Raw genomic sequence first — 15,866 nt, 5'->3', positions numbered from 1 at the left:
CTTAAAAAAGCAATGGACACATTGGAAAGGAGGAAAAACAAATTACATTTTGATTCGTTCCTCCGCATCCCTTTGTTCCTGGTCCACCTTCCTTTGCTGATTTTTTTCAAAATACGTATACATTTCATCAATTCGTTTCTGTACCCAGTGAAATACCGTACCTTCTGGGAATTCACCCTTTTCATTCGGTATGTTTCCAGCTTTCATACCCGTTAAAATTTCGATTCCTTCTGCGATATTTTCCACAGCCCAAATATGAAATTTACCTGCCTGTACCGCTTCTACCACTTCTTCATCAAGCATCAAGTTTTTAATATTTTGCTTCGGAATAATCACTCCCTGTTCACCGGTTAATCCCTTTTCTTTACAAACGTTATAAAAACCTTCAATTTTCTCGTTGACTCCACCAATTGGCTGAACTTCTCCCCATTGGTTTACCGATCCGGTTACAGCAATCCCTTGTTTGATCGGAACATTTGCCAACGAGGAAAGAAGGACATACAGTTCTGTACTGGAGGCACTATCGCCATCGACGATACTATACGTTTGTTCAAAGGTAATACTCGCAGAAAGTGGTAACGGTCGATTTTTCGCAAAGGTTCCTGACAAATAACCGATTAATATAAGCAATCCTTTATGGTGGATTTGACCACTTAAAGATGTTTCCCTTTCAATATTAACGATTCCACTTTTTCCGACATATGTTTGGGCAGTAATTTTACTAGGAATCCCAAATAAATAATCCCTTGTTCCCATCACGGCGAGACCATTGATTTGTCCAACCCGCTCACCGGTTACTTCAACCATAATGGTCCCCTTTCGGATCATTTCCAAAAACTTCTCCGCTATCCGATTATTCCTTGATTTTTCCTCTTGTAACGCTTTATACACATGGGTATCTTCTACACAATCCGCTCCGAGTTTTTTCGCCCAGTAATTGGACTCGACGAGAATTTTCGTAATATCTTGGAATCGGGTAGATAGTTTTTCTTGATCATCAACTAAACGGGAGCTATAATCGACAATTTTCGCAATCGCTCGTCGATGAAACGGTAATAAACCTTCCTTTTCGGCAAATTTTTTGACGAAATTTGCCATTTTTAATTGATTTTCCTTCGATTTATCCATTTCAGTATCGAATTCCACTTTCACTTTAAATAATTTATGAAATTCTTCATCGTATCTCGCCAATAATTCGTAAATCGTATAAGATCCGATTAATATGACTTTTACATTGAGCGGGATTGGTTCGGGTTTCATACTACTTGTTGGGAAAACAAGCCGATCTTCGAAAGGATTTTCAATTTGTACTCTTTTCATTTGTAACATTCGTTTCAATAGGGACCATGAATTTGGTTGTTGCAATAATTCCGTCGCTTGCAAAATCAAATATCCTCCGTTAGCACGTTGGAGGGCTCCTGGTTTAATTTGGGTAAAATCGGTAATGTAACTTCCGAAGGCACCTTTATATTCGATCTTTCCGAATAAATTTTGAAAGGTCGGATTCGTTTCATATACGACCGGTGCCCCCTTCAATTGTTTATTATTGATAAATAGATTAACGGTGTAGCGGGTTAATTCTACTTTTTTGTTTTTTGGAAATAATATTGGAAAGGACGGATCTATACTATCATTATCATCAATAAACAAAGTGAAGTGTTCAACCACATCTTGAAAATAATGTTTTAAGTACTCGACCACTTTCGGAAATTCTGCATATTTTTCATAAAGTGGTTGGAAATATCCTTCAATCGCATAGGATACGGATTGTTTCGCAAACAAGTCGATACTTTTCCTAACTTTATCCTCAATTTTATGAATATAAGAAACCGTTTCCCGAATTTTTTCTTGAACTTGCTTTCCCTTTTCAGTAATTTTTTTCTTTTCTTCTTCGGACAATTGATTAAATTCATTTGTTCCGAGGGGTTTTCCATCTATAATGGGATAAGATTGAATGCCCGTTTGAGTCCGCTCTACTTTAAAGGAAAGTTCAGCAGCAAACCTCTCCAATTCATTCCAGAATGCTTTCCCTTGCTTTTCATATTCTTCAATAATCTTTCTTTTTCGTTTTTCAAAATCATCATTAGAGAAAACTTGAATGATTTCCTGTTCAATATTCTTTAATAAACGGTTGATTTGTTGTTGAAAATCGATGCCCATTCCAGCAGGTAGTGATATGGCTGATGGACTATCAGGATTTTCAAAATTATATACATAACACCAATCTTCTGGAACCGGTTGATTTTTTGCCAATTGGGATACTCTTGTTTTCGTAAAGGTCAATTTTCCCGTCCCAATTGGACCTGCAACAAATAAGTTATAGCCGGACTGTTCCACATTCAGCCCGAATTCCATTGCATCAACTGCGCGTTTTTGTCCAATCATTTCATCCGTATAATTCGGTAATTCCGAAGATCGTTCGAAGGGGAAAATATGTTCGTCACATTCCGAGCGTAGGGAAGAAAAGGGAACCCGATATTTTTCCAAATCGGTTTTGTTTACTTTTTTAGTCATAATTTCCACCCCTTGGTTAAGCAATTTATGTATCGATCTTTCGGAGAGAAAGATAGTCCCATTACTATTCATTCGACAAAAGCCGTCTCAAACCCTTTTAAATTATCAAAATTAAATGATATTGATTTGGAATCGTAACCAATATGTTCTTCAATTGGTTCTGTTGTAACAAAAACAAAAACTCCAAAGGATGATTTCCAATTGGAGTAAAAAAATACCATTATATGTCGATTAATATTGAGAATGTTAACGTATAACCATTTTTATCACTTTTATTTTTCCAACCGAAATTCCCCTTCGATTTCTTCCATTTCTCCGTCTCCAGTTTAAGAAAGGATATTTCAAATGGTTTATTGTTTTTGGCATTTATTGTGCGTCTTTGTTTTCTCCAATTCGATAATTACTTTTTTACTTGACCCATGGATCGGAAACGTGGAACTTCATTGTTTGACATAATCGAAGGATTGAACGACTAAAAAAATTATCCAATATTATTGATTTGAAACAGAAATAGATCAATCAGTTAAAAACAGATACAACGGAATTTTTACATTTCTGTTCCTTGACTGTATACGATTGGACGGAAAAACCATACTTTTTTAAGTATCTAACACCAATATTTTTTTCCATACAATTAGAAGCGATTAAATGAATCTTTTTGTTTGGGATTTCCCGATAAAATCGTTTTAAATAGGCAAAGGGTATATTGATCGAGCCGGGAATTTCATCTTTTGCCGCCTCTTGATAATCTCGAATATCAAGGAGTACAATGTCCTCCCTTCGATCAATTGTATCAATCTCACGAAAATCGATTCCTTGAATGGGAACGTATCGTTTATAGAACTGTTCAATGAAAAGAATGCCTAAAATGATTAATAGATAAATCATTTCTTGCCTACACCTCGCTGCGTATAAATTCCATAACTACTTCGAATGACCATTATACCATAGGATGAACACATTTTCCTTCATCTTTTATCCATCTTCTCGAATAATTGAAAGGAAGTTTTGCAAAATGTTAGCAGTTAACCCCCAGATCACATAATCCTCATAATAAAAAAAATGCTCTTTAATCGTTCTTTTTTGCCAAGGATAATTTTTACCGCCAGGAATCAGATGGAATGGAAATCGCTCTTCTGGAACCGGATTGAAATCGACCGTAAATGTATCCGGGTTCATCTCTAACAAATGACGAATCGGAACAGTAAAAATTTCTTCAACTTCCTGTTCGTTTGGCTTGATTCCTTTATCAATGGAGATGAAACCTACGAATGGATAAATAATTCTCCCTTCGATCGGTTGAATCATATAATCGAGGGGGAAAACCCGACCAATTCGATCGAACGGGATACCTAATTCTTCTGTCGTCTCCCTCCGTGCCGCCTCCTCGGGATGTTTATCTTCCTTTTCTACTTTACCACCAGGAAAACAGATTTCCCCAGGTTGTTGACGGAGCTTATGTGAACGAACTTCAAATAGGATGTGCAATTCCTCATCTTTTTTCGTAATTGGAACGAGTATGCCATATTGTCGAAATGTATCATGATGTAAAAGGGAAGCCCTTCGATTTTCCAATTTCCCAATTATTTGATCCATTTTCATTCGAACGCCCTCCACCGCACCCATTTCTTTCATATTGTTTATCTTACCATGTCCATCCTATGGGTGAAAGAAAAAAGGAACGACACACGTCAATGACATTTTTCCACTTCTTCAAACCATTGAAATCGTAAACACTTTATTCGACAAACGGTGAAATTGTGAAACAAAATCGGTTGGATTTCCTCCCATTTCTTTTTTGTTTTCTAAATTTGTTCGTTTAATCAGTGAAAACAATGGAACACTAAAAGAAAACAACTGGAGGGATGGATATGTTAGAGGGAATACGTCTATTTTTGATTGGTGTACAATTCTTATTATTATTTTTTTGGCTCTATTGGCTTTTTATAAGTTTATTCGGATTTGGGAGGGCAAAACGGTTACCGTCCTATCCTGCTGAAAAACGATTTTTAATCCTTGTCCCCGCCCATAATGAAGAAAAAGTGATTGGAAACTTAGTGGAAAACTTAATGAATTTAGACTATCCAAAAGACTTATATGATGTGGTTGTAATCGCAGATAATTGTACAGACAAAACAGCCGAAATTAGCCAATCTCTCGGTGCAAAAGTAATCGTTCATGAAAGTTTACCTGGAGAATTACGGGGAAAACCGTACGGAATTAAGTATGCTTTGGATATCATCGGCGATGATCTGACAAAGAAATATGATGCTGTCGCGATTTTTGATGCGGATAATCTCGTTTCCCTCAATTATTTAAAGGAAATGAATAATCATTTAATCCAGGGTGATCAATTAATCCAATGTTATTTAGATACGAAAAATCCTCAGGACAATTGGGTTACTTTAAGTTATGCGACCACATATTATTACATGAACCGTTCTTGGCAATTGGCCAAATCCCGTTTAGGGTTAGGGAATGCGATCGGTGGCACCGGATTTTGTGTCGATTCCAAATTGTTAAAGGAAATCGGTTGGACGGCTCGATCATTAACGGAAGATTTGGAATTTACGATGCAATGCTTATTACGAGGGGTACCTGCGAAATGGAGCCATTATGCGGTCGTTTATGATGAAAAACCAGAAAGCTTTTGGGCATCTTGTATTCAACGACTTCGTTGGGCCCGGGGGCATTGGGATGTTTGTTTTAAATACGCACCAAAGCTCTTATGGCGGAGTATCCGAAAACGAGATATTTTAGCTTTCGATGGATTCATTTATTTGATCAATCCTGGAAAAATTGTTTTAAACGCTTTAACAGGTGGGATTATTTTGTTCATCACCTTCTTCAATTTCCGTTGGTTTACCCCCATTTTTCCAAGGGGATTATGGTTATTTATGTTATTGTTCCAATTTTTATATATCGCCTACTCGATTATTGTTGATTCGAAACAAAAAATTAGTAAAGTACGTGCCTTCCTTTCCCTTTCTATTTTTAATTTCAGTTACATCCCTTTGTTTGTTTGGGCATTAGTTACGAAGGGAAATAAACATTGGAAGCGAACGGACCATTCAAAAAATATCAGCATTGAGGATCTTCCCGTTGCTGGTGTAGAATCGGAAAAGGAATAAGTTGCGTAAGATGAATTGACCCGGGACCCTTCATTTTAAAAAGCCGAAATTGAACGACGTTGTTAATTTGCTAAATTTATTCTTAGTAGGGATCCGTTTGAAAAAGCAATCTGTAATTACCTTTTAATCGATAAAAAATTATGGGACTTATCCGAACAGTCCTTAAATTGATGAAAAGACGGACTTTTCCTTGGGAAACAGCACGAACCGAAGACCCCGCTAGATGACCTTGGGAGTCGAAGGAGGTTGGCGGTGACAGCAGAAAGGGACGTTACCAAAATAAATTAGGTGCATTTGATGAAAGGGGCTGAACTTTTTTAACAGCTCCATTTTTTTATCAACAAAATTTCAACAGATTAGACGATGGATTTTTCGCCTACGTCCATTGAAAATCCTTTTCTCAAAAATTGTATAACCAACATACATAGGTGCCTAGTAATAGATGGATACATGTTCCACATATACACATCGATTTCAATGGGCACCGTTCGATTTGCTTAAAACTTGAACAAATGAAACGAGAAAATTTATAATAAGTTTACATAACTAATCTATTTCATTGGTCAAAGGAGGTGAAGAAGTTGAAAACAAATGTTGGGAACGTTGATCGGATGATTCGCATTATTATTGGCCTAGTATTACTCTCATTACTATTTTTCATTGAAGGAAATTGGAAGTGGATCGGCTTAATTGGAATTATTCCCCTTTTCACCGCCTTTGTAAAATTTTGCCCCTTATATTCGATATTTGGGATCAATACTTGTCAAGTGAAAAAGAAATAAGCGTGTAGAGGTATTTGTAGATGACCACCGTTATTTTAAGAGTTTTGAAGAAATCAAAATTACAAGGGATTGATATACCGTCATCACTCTTCCATTTCACTACAACGGTGTAGTTGGAAAATCGATTAGATATCGTGAACTCATTGTTTGTGAATCCATTTGAAAAACCCTAGTTTGGATAATTTCATCCATCAACTAGGGTTTATTTGTATTTTTATGTGTCAATCAATTATCCGACTTGTTGAAAACCTTGTTGTAATTGATACATTTGATAATATTTCCCCCGCTCTTCCATCAGTTGATCGTGAGTTCCCCGTTCTACGATTTTTCCTTGATCCAATACGAGAATTAAATCGGCATTTTTAATCGTCGATAAGCGGTGGGCGATAATAAATGTCGTCCGACCATTTTTGACAACTTCCATCGCCCGTTGAATGACCGCTTCCGTTTCTGTATCAATATTGGATGTCGCCTCATCTAAAATTAAGATGGCCGGATCAAAGGCAAGGGCTCGTGCAAAGGAAATCAATTGTCGTTGTCCAGAGGAAAACGTACTTCCCTTTTCCGTTACCGGGTGGTCTAATCCCTTCTCTAAACTTCTTAAAAAATCACCTGCTCCGACCGCTTTCAATGCCCATTCCGCCCTTTTTCTCGTAATTTTCGGATCGTTCAAGCTAATGTTCGAATAAATCGTTCCGGTAAACAAAAAGGGATCTTGTAGGACGATTGCCATATGTTCCCGAACGGTTTGTAGTGGAATATCGCGAATATTTTTCCCATCGATATAAATATTCCCGCGTTCGGTATCGTAAAATCGGAACAACAAATTCATAATCGAACTTTTCCCTGAACCGGTATGACCGACGAGGGCGACGGTTTGGCCTTGTTTTACTTCAAAATGGATATCCTTTAACACATCCCGCCCCTCTTCGTACCCGAAATAAACGTGGTCGAAATGCACATTTCCTTTATACCTAGGCATTTTCTCATCACTTACATTAACCCCTTTTTCGTCCAATAATTGGAATACCCGCTCTCCTGCAACCATCGCCCGTTCCAAATTGGACAATTGGTTAATCATGTTGCTGATCGGATTGAATAAGCGGTTAATATAGTCGACGTACGCATATAAAACACCGATTGTAATGGTCGCTTGAACATCAAGGGCATCCTTTCCAAAATACCAAATGAAAAGGACGAAAACGATATTTTTTAATAACCCGACTAAATTATGGGACGAAAAGGCATTTAGGGCTAGTAATTTATTTTGATATTGGAAATGGGTATGATTTAATTGCTCGAATTCCTTTTTCGTCTCCTCTTCCCGATTAAACGCCTGAATGACGTTCATCCCTTGAATCGATTCATTGATCATCCCGTTGATTTCACTAATTTTTGAACGAATGACATGGTTATATTTCGACGCGAATTTCCGATAAACGTACATCCAGAGTATAAGAACGGGTAAAATGAGTAGGAAAAGCAATGCTAATTTTGCGTCCAAAAAGAACATCGCCGTATAAATTCCTGTTAAATAGATGATTCCCGTAAAAAAGTTTGATAAAACGGCAACATATAAGTCGCGGATTACTTCCGTATCGTTTGTAATACGGGAAACGATTTTTCCAGCTGGTAAACGATCGAAATAGGAAATCGGTAATGTTTGCACCTTTTTAAATGCATCGTTACGCATTTTTTGAATGATTCGATTTGCTGCCCGCTGGAGCAGGTAATACCGTCCATAGTTGAAAATCCCTGATAGAACGAACAGACCAAAATAGATTGCGATTAGCCAAATAATTATCGGGATTTCCGGTTGATAAAAGGCGATTGTGTCTCCAACGGTCAATTTTTGTCCGCGAAACGTCGTTTGTTCACCATTTTTATTAATGATGATCGTTCCCTTTTCAGCGGAAGCTTCCCCGTCCAAAGGAGCTTTTCCTTCTATAAAATAAAAGGCATTGCCAATTTGCAAAATTGTTGCATCGACCGTTTGTTCATCAACTTGTTTGCTGCGAACGTACATTTCCCCATTATATTCTATGGCGTTTTCATCATCCGTCTCCACCCAATAATCCTCAATTCCAAGGATATGGTGATCGATGAGTTGTTTCGCAACAAGCGGTCCGATAACATCTGCTGCCACTGCGACCGAAAGCATTAGGAGAGCTGCGATGATGATTCGTTTAACTTGGAGAGCATATTTGAAAAGTCGTTTGCCTACCATGATATGCTCACCTCCTGTTTCTTTCTTTTTGAGAGTTGTTGACGTTCATATTGTTGTCTGTACCATCCGTTTTTTTGGATTAATTCAGTATGGGTTCCTTCTTCGATTACTTTTCCTTCATCGAAAACGAGAATCCAATGGGCATGTTCGACAGCGGACAACCGATGGGTACTAATGATCGTCGTTTTTCCTTTTCGCTCTTTTCGTAAGTTTTCGATAATGGCTGCTTCTGTTTTCGCATCGACCGCAGATAGAGCATCATCTAAAATTAACAACTCTGGTTCTTTAATTAACGCTCGAGCGATGGAAATCCGTTGTTTTTGCCCTCCAGATAATGCAACCCCCTTTTCACCGACAATCGTATCTAGTCCATTTGGAAGAAAATGCAAGTCTTTCTCCAAGGCGGACAATCGAATCGCCCTATTTAATTCCTCTTCACTTGCTTTTTCCTTTCCAAATAAAATATTTTCCTTTATCGTCCGAGAAAAGAGAAATGGTTCTTGGGGAACATAACCAATCCACTGTCTTACGGATTGTTTCGACTGATGACGAATAGAGACGTTTCCAAATAAAAGATCCCCATCTCCAAGCGGATATTCTCTCAACAACTGTTTAATGAACGTCGTCTTTCCACTTCCTGTTTTTCCAACGATACCAATCGTTTCTCCACGACTGATTCGCAAAGAAACATTGGATATATTTACCGTTTTCGACATTGGATATTGGAAAGATAAATTCTGGAAATGAACGTTCGTCAAGCGATGGATTGTTATTTTTTTCTCCGGCTCCGGTACATCTTCCTTATAATCCAATGTTTCCTGGACCCGATCAAGGGATGCATTTCCCCGTTGCATCACATTGATTAATTCACCAATCGCATACATCGGCCATGTTAACATACCGATATAAACGGTAAAGGATACTAGATGCCCTAATGTGATTTGTTGTGTGATTACAAGATACGTTCCATAAGTGATTCCAATCGTATAACTCATCCCGGTTAAAATTTTTGTCAACGGATAAAAATAGGCATCAATTTTTTCTACAATCATATTTTTCCGGAATACATCTTCGGTCATGTTTTCAAACAATTTTTCTTCAGCTCGTTCCCGGTTAAACGCACGCACGACTCGAATACCTGAAATAGATTCCAGCACCCGATCATTCATCTCACCAAAGGCATCCTGAGCTTTCGTATAATAGCGATGAATTTTATCACCTAAAATTTTTGTTAAAATGGCCAATATCGGTAATGGAATAATGGAGGCAAGGGTCAATTTCCACGATACGAGAAAGCCCATCGTCAATACAATAGTTCCCATATACAGGGTGGAATCAATCAATGTTAATATACCGAAACCGGCCGTTTCAGAAACTGCTTTTAAATCGTTTGTCGCCCTGGCCATCAAATCACCGGTCCGATTTTTTTCATAAAAGGTCGGTGTCATCTTTAAAAAATGGTCCATAAGTTTCGACCGAAACGTTTTCTCGACGATAAACGCACCGCCAAAAAGTTCATATTGCCACTTAAATGTGTTGATATAATTCAAAACGGCAACTGCAAATAAAACCGTTAAATAAAATAGAAACATTTTCCCTGTCAATGTATTTAAATAAATGGCATCAATGACCGCACCAACCACCATTGGGGGTACGACTTCAAACACATTGGCAATGATCAATAAAAGAACAGCAATTGTATATCGTTTCCAATGTTTTTTAAAAAACCATTTTAGCTTGAATAAAACAGAAAACATCTTTTCAACACCCCATTTTCTTTCGTTAACTATCCACTTTCAGCATCTAACACTTTCAATATTTTCACTTTTTTCAAAATCATTCCGATACCTCCTAAATTATGTTTTTTTATAAGAAAACAGCATTGCTGTATTCCACAAATTTTCAAAAAAAATACAAAAAAGCACTGTACGCCTTTTTCAAGTGCATACAGTGCTACCTATGAAAAAAGACGTAAGTAGTTCATAACTACCCACGTCTTTTAATCGATATTACTACATATCAACGTCACTTTAAATATCTAGGAAACCAAACAAGTGGGTAAGTTATGATCATTTTTTATGAATAAAAATGAATGTAAGAAAGTGCATTTTTTCATAATCATAACCTCCCTTCAAATTCACACTCGAATATGAACATGTGAATTATACCATTTTTCGAAAAACGAAGTCAATTCTTTTTGGAAATTTTTTACTGCCCTTTTGATTTATTTCCCTATGGAAACGACGTTACGCCCATCCGTTTCCCCTTTTAGTATTTTCGAAAGTACTTCCGGTAATTCGGAAAAAGCAATTTCGTTCATAATTTGATCGAGGCTTCTTGGCTTCATTTCATTCCCGATTCGATTCCACAATTTTAATCTTTGGTCCATTGGACAGTAAACGGAATCAATGCCTAACAAATTTACCCCCCGTAATATAAACGGGTATACCGTTGATTGAAAATGATTGCCTCCCGTTAATCCACTGACAGCAACCGACCCGCCATATTGTATCGAAGCGAGGATCGTAGATAAGAAATCACCGGCCACTGGATCGACGGCAGCTTGCCATCTTTGCTTTAACAACGCCTTTTGTTTTGGATTTGTCAAATCGGATGTGGAGAGAACTTCTTTCGCTCCTAAATTGATCAAGTACTCCCGTTTCGATTCGGAACGGGTCGATGCATATACCTCATAACCCAAATGATTCAGCATTGCCACGGCCATACTTCCGACTCCTCCGGTTGCACCTGTCACAAGTACCGGTCCTTTTCCCGGTCTCATATCGTTTTCTTCTAGCCGTTGAATGGAAAGGGCAGCGGTAAATCCGGCGGTTCCAATTCCCATCGCTTCTTTTAATGACAGACCTTCTGGAAGGGGGACAATCCAGTCTGCAGGCACCCGTGCAATTTCACTATATCCACCGAAATGGCTAACACCTAATTCATATCCGGTGACGATTACCTCATCTCCTTCTTTATAACGGGGATCCTTCGATTCAATGACAACTCCGGCCAAATCGATTCCTGGAACGAAAGGATAGTTCCGAACGATCCCTCCATTTGGAATTGATGCTAAACCGTCTTTATAGTTTACACTTGAGTAATGGACAGAAATAGTGACATCCTCATCCGGCAATTCATCTAATTGAATCCTTTTTATCTCTGATTGAAATCCGTTTTCCGTTTGATCAACCATATAAACTCGAACCTTTTCCATCTTTCTACTCCTTTTCTCGTCAGATTCACCTTTAAAACTGTTCGGCATACTTATACGAAACAAAGCTTAAGGGTGTATCGTTCCATTTTTGTCAACTGATCAATCCTTTACCAAGTGAAATTGGTAAATCATGAAAACAATGTTTTTATTATAGCAAAGGGATAAAGAAAAGAGAATATGAGAGAAAGTGACGAAATATTGAATTCGATTGGTCATGGACGAATTTTCCTGAAATATCCATGCTTCCGTGAAAACTACTTTTTTTATTGTTCCACTAGGCTCTAATTTCATGAATTGGAATTTGCCGGATTGAATTTCCGATTTGGATATCCCACCCTTTATCCTACGTCTTTCTGATCAGAATGAGTATATAAATCATAGTAAAACCCGCGAGTTTGGATTAACGATTCATGGGTTCCTTTTTCAATTAGTTTGCCATCTTTAATCACTAAGATCTGGTCTGCATGGCGAATGGTATTTAAACGATGGGCGATACAAAAGGTCGTTCGCCCCTTCATCAATTGTTTTAACGCTTCCTGTATTTTTAATTCCGTTACCGTATCGATATTACTTGTCGCTTCGTCAAGGATTAGAATCGACGGATTTCGTAAAATTGCCCTAGCTATGGAAAGAAGTTGTTTTTGCCCTTGACTAATTCCAGTAGCATCACCAGATAAAACCGTATCATATCCTTGAGGTAGTCGCATAATAAAGGAATGGGCGTTGGCCTGTTTTGCCGCCTCTTCCACCTCTTCGTCCGTTGCATCGAGGCGACCGTAGCGAATATTTTCTCGAATCGTTCCTTCAAATAAAAATACATCTTGTAAAACAAACCCCATACTTTTTCGTAAACTGCTTCGGGAAATTTGTTGAATATTTTTTCCGTCGATGAAAATCGCACCTGAATCACAATCATAAAATCGGGACAATAAATTAATAATCGTCGTCTTTCCTGCACCAGTAGGACCAACCAGTGCGACCATTTCTCCGGGATTGACATGGAAATGAACATCCATAATGGTTGAATCCGATTTTTCATAGGAGAAACTAACGTGGGAAAAGGTAACTTCCCCCCGAATATGTTCCACATCTTCTCCTGAGTCATTTTCATCTTCTGTTTTCGTATCCAATATATCAAACACCCGTTCTGCACCTGCTATTGCAGATAATAATGTATTAAATTGATTCGCCAATTCATTTAACGGTCTCGTAAATTGCCGGGCATATTCGGTAAAAGTTATCATTACTCCGATGGAAACAGAACCGTGCATCGCTAAAATTCCACCGATCAGTGCGATCATTGCAAAGCTAAAATTGTTTAACAAATTCATTAATTTAGGAATAAATCCTGAATAGGTTTGGGCCCAATATCCCGCCTCCCTTAGCCGCTTGCTTTTCTCCAAAAATTGTTCCATCATTTCTTCCTCGCGAGAGTAGGCCTTAATGATTTTTTGACCTGAGATCGACTCCTCAATATATCCGTTTAATTCACCTAAATATTTTTGTTGTTCTCGAAATAGTTTTCCCGTTAGATTTGTGATCCAACGCATCCCGAAAAACATAATTGGTACGACTAACAGGGTGATTACCGTTAACAAAGGACTTAAACGTACCATAACGACAAGGGTGCCACCTAAAGTTAGTACACTAGAAAATATATGAATCACAGAGCTGTTTAACGTGGAGCTGACATTGTCCATATCGTTTGTGAATCGGCTCATTAACTCTCCGTGCTGCCTTCGGTCGAAAAAGGAAATCGGCAATAGTTGGATATGTTCGAACAATCTCCTACGTAAACGGTAAACTGTATCTTGAGAAATGTTAATCATCCAATAATTTTGTAAAAAAGCGGTGATTGAATAGAAAAGATATACGAATACTAATCCGAGTAAAAATAAACCTATTTTATCTCCTCCATCGTAGACGATATGGTCGACGGTTTTTCCAATCAATAACGGCCCCATCACACCTAAAACAGCATTGATTAAAATAAAAAATAAAACGAGAAGAAAAAGTGCTCTTTTTTTCGATAATTCTTTCCAAAGCCGTTGAATCGTTTGGAAACGTTGACTAGAGGTATTTTGTGCTAATGGGGAACGCTGTTGACTAATGCGTCGAATATTCATTTAAAATCACCTCCCTTTCTTTTTGGGAATCGACAATCTCACGATACAACGGTATCGAATTCAACAATTGTTCATGGATTCCTTTAGCTATCAATTTTCCTCCATCCAAAAGGAAAATACAATCGGCATTTTTCGCTCTAGAAATCTTATTCGTGATCAATAAAGTAGTACAGTTTAATTTACTAATACGTTCGAGGAGTCGGTTTTCCGTTTGTAAATCAAGAGCACTCGTACTATCGTCTAATAACAAGATTTTCGGTTTTCGAATGAGTGCCCTGGCAATAGCAAGTCTTTGTTTTTGACCCCCTGATAAATTCACACCCTTTTGACCGATGACCGTATCATATTGATGAGGAAATTGCATAATTGTTTCATGGATCTGTGCATCCTTCGCTGCCTGAACGATTTCCTCCATCGTCGCATCTTCTTTTCCCCAAGCAATATTTTCCTTCACCGTTCCGGTAAATAAATGGGATTCTTGTGGAACATAACCGATTTGTTTCCTTAAGGAAGCTGTTGGAATATGACGGATATTTTCCCCATCAATATAAATGTCTCCCTCAACAGGTTCGTACAATCTAGGAATTAAATGAAATAAGGTCGTTTTCCCCGAACCAGTTGCACCAAAGATGGCGATCAGTTGTCCCGGTAGCACGGTAAAGGATATATTTGACAATGCATAGCCTTGATTGTTCGGATAACGAAAGCTGACATTTCGGAATTGCACCGATCCGTTTTTTATTGAAAATGGATTTTGGAAATGACCATCTATTTCTTCGTCCATCATTAATACCTCTTGAATACGCTCGCTGGAAGCCTTCGCTCGGGAAAAAGCCATAATGATCCAAGAAAGCATCCCTAATGCATGGGTAATTCGCGTACCGTAATTCACGATGGCAACAAGATCTCCTGGCTGGGCATTACCGATTGTAATTTCACCTTTTCCCATCCAAAGGACGATCATGATACCGACATTCATAAAAAACAATAAAATTGGTCCCGTCATTTCTACGAAGGCGAGTGCCTGAATCGTTGAATCCTTTAATTTCATATTCACTTGATCATACCGTTTTTTCTCAAAACTTCGATGTTGGAACGCCTTTATTAAACGAATACCGGATAAATTTTCCCGTATGACCTTATTCACATGATCGAGCCTTTTTTGCATTCCTTTGAAAAATCGCACAGCCTTTTTCATCGCCCAAAATAAAAAAAGGACGATGATTGGAATAGCAATACTAAATATGATTCCCAACTTCAAATGGATAAAAAGGGCCATCAACGTTCCAAAAATGATGAGGAGAGGGGCACGGAAAGCGATCCGTAAACTAATAAATAAAATCGATTGAACTTGTGTTACATCATTCGTCAATCTTGTAATAAAAGAAGAAGTCGGATATTCGTTTAATTGCTGAAAAGGTAGTCGTTGTATTTTCCTATAAGTTGCTTGTCTGATATCAAATCCAAAATGTTGTGCTGCATATGCTGCAAAAAATGAATTTGCAATTCCAGATGCAAAGGATAGGAAACTAGCAACAAGTAATATTCCACCCCAAAAGACGATGCGATCGATATTATGGTTTAAAACACCTTCATCGATTACTTTCGCCATCATCAGCGGGGATATTAATTCCACAGCTAATTCGATTGACATAAAGAGCCAAGCGACAATCATAGCCCTTTTATACGGTTTTACATATTTGAATAATGCTTTCAATGAAATTCCCCCGTTATTTTCCCAGTCACAATTATTTTCATAACTTTTCGAAAACAAAGGTCCTTTTACCAATATCATACCAAAAGATATGAATGTTGATAATTGTTTTAATTTGATCGTTTCTTGTATTGTTAAAAGATAAAAATTCCATT

Annotated in this window: 10 protein-coding genes; 2 read left to right on the top strand and 8 right to left on the bottom strand. The window is 37.8% G+C overall.

The window, feature by feature from the left end:
• Window positions 1-42 precede the first annotated feature (42 nt).
• The 3 genes from OE105_RS04225 to OE105_RS04215 all read right to left on the bottom strand — a co-directional run bounded on the left by OE105_RS04225 (window position 43) and on the right by OE105_RS04215 (window position 4,116).
• Complete coding sequence (locus tag OE105_RS04225; RefSeq protein ID WP_275421493.1) at window positions 43-2,514, bottom strand: Lon protease family protein; 2,472 nt, start codon at window positions 2,512-2,514, stop codon at window positions 43-45.
• A gap of 519 nt (window positions 2,515-3,033) precedes the next feature.
• Window positions 3,034-3,402 carry a rhodanese-like domain-containing protein gene (locus OE105_RS04220; protein WP_275421492.1) on the bottom strand — a complete coding sequence of 123 codons (369 nt, stop codon included), beginning with the start codon at window positions 3,400-3,402 and terminating at the stop codon, window positions 3,034-3,036.
• An 87-nt stretch (window positions 3,403-3,489) separates the two neighbouring features.
• The gene (locus tag OE105_RS04215) at window positions 3,490-4,116 is read right to left on the bottom strand and encodes an NUDIX hydrolase (RefSeq protein ID WP_275421491.1); all 627 of its coding nucleotides are present in this window, start codon (window positions 4,114-4,116) and stop codon (window positions 3,490-3,492) included.
• Window positions 4,117-4,385: 269 nt separating this feature from the next.
• On the opposite strand from OE105_RS04215, the gene OE105_RS04210 reads away from it, so the two are divergent.
• Window positions 4,386-5,645, top strand: coding sequence for a glycosyltransferase family 2 protein (locus tag OE105_RS04210; RefSeq protein WP_275421490.1), 1,260 nt, complete (start codon window positions 4,386-4,388; stop codon window positions 5,643-5,645).
• Between the two features lie 581 nt (window positions 5,646-6,226).
• Window positions 6,227-6,427 (top strand): YgaP family membrane protein, encoded by a 201-nt coding sequence (locus tag OE105_RS04205; RefSeq protein ID WP_275421488.1) that lies wholly within the window; start codon window positions 6,227-6,229, stop codon window positions 6,425-6,427.
• 229 nt (window positions 6,428-6,656) lie between these two features.
• Here OE105_RS04205 and OE105_RS04200 read toward each other — a convergent pair whose 3' ends face one another.
• The 5 genes from OE105_RS04200 to OE105_RS04180 form a co-directional block, all read right to left on the bottom strand.
• The gene (locus OE105_RS04200) at window positions 6,657-8,654 is read right to left on the bottom strand and encodes an ABC transporter ATP-binding protein (RefSeq protein WP_275421487.1); all 1,998 of its coding nucleotides are present in this window, start codon (window positions 8,652-8,654) and stop codon (window positions 6,657-6,659) included.
• Window positions 8,648-10,411, bottom strand: coding sequence for an ABC transporter ATP-binding protein (locus OE105_RS04195; RefSeq protein WP_275421486.1), 1,764 nt, complete (start codon window positions 10,409-10,411; stop codon window positions 8,648-8,650). The genes OE105_RS04200 and OE105_RS04195 overlap by 7 nt, the downstream gene beginning before the upstream one ends.
• Window positions 10,412-10,878: 467 nt before the next feature.
• Window positions 10,879-11,871 carry an acrylyl-CoA reductase family protein gene (locus OE105_RS04190; RefSeq protein ID WP_275421485.1) on the bottom strand — a complete coding sequence of 331 codons (993 nt, stop codon included), beginning with the start codon at window positions 11,869-11,871 and terminating at the stop codon, window positions 10,879-10,881.
• A gap of 338 nt (window positions 11,872-12,209) precedes the next feature.
• Window positions 12,210-13,997 carry an ABC transporter ATP-binding protein gene (locus OE105_RS04185; protein ID WP_275421484.1) on the bottom strand — a complete coding sequence of 596 codons (1,788 nt, stop codon included), beginning with the start codon at window positions 13,995-13,997 and terminating at the stop codon, window positions 12,210-12,212.
• Window positions 13,978-15,714, bottom strand: a complete 1,737-nt coding sequence (locus tag OE105_RS04180; RefSeq protein WP_420842569.1) for an ABC transporter ATP-binding protein — start codon at window positions 15,712-15,714, stop codon at window positions 13,978-13,980. Before OE105_RS04180 ends, OE105_RS04185 begins: the two co-directional genes overlap by 20 nt.
• Window positions 15,715-15,866 lie beyond the last annotated feature (152 nt).

The sequence above is a fragment of the Fervidibacillus halotolerans genome (genome assembly GCF_026547205.1).
In the GTDB taxonomy this organism is placed as follows: Bacteria; Bacillota; Bacilli; order Bacillales; family Caldibacillaceae; genus Fervidibacillus; species Fervidibacillus halotolerans.
This window is presented reverse-complemented; position numbering and strand designations above follow the sequence as displayed.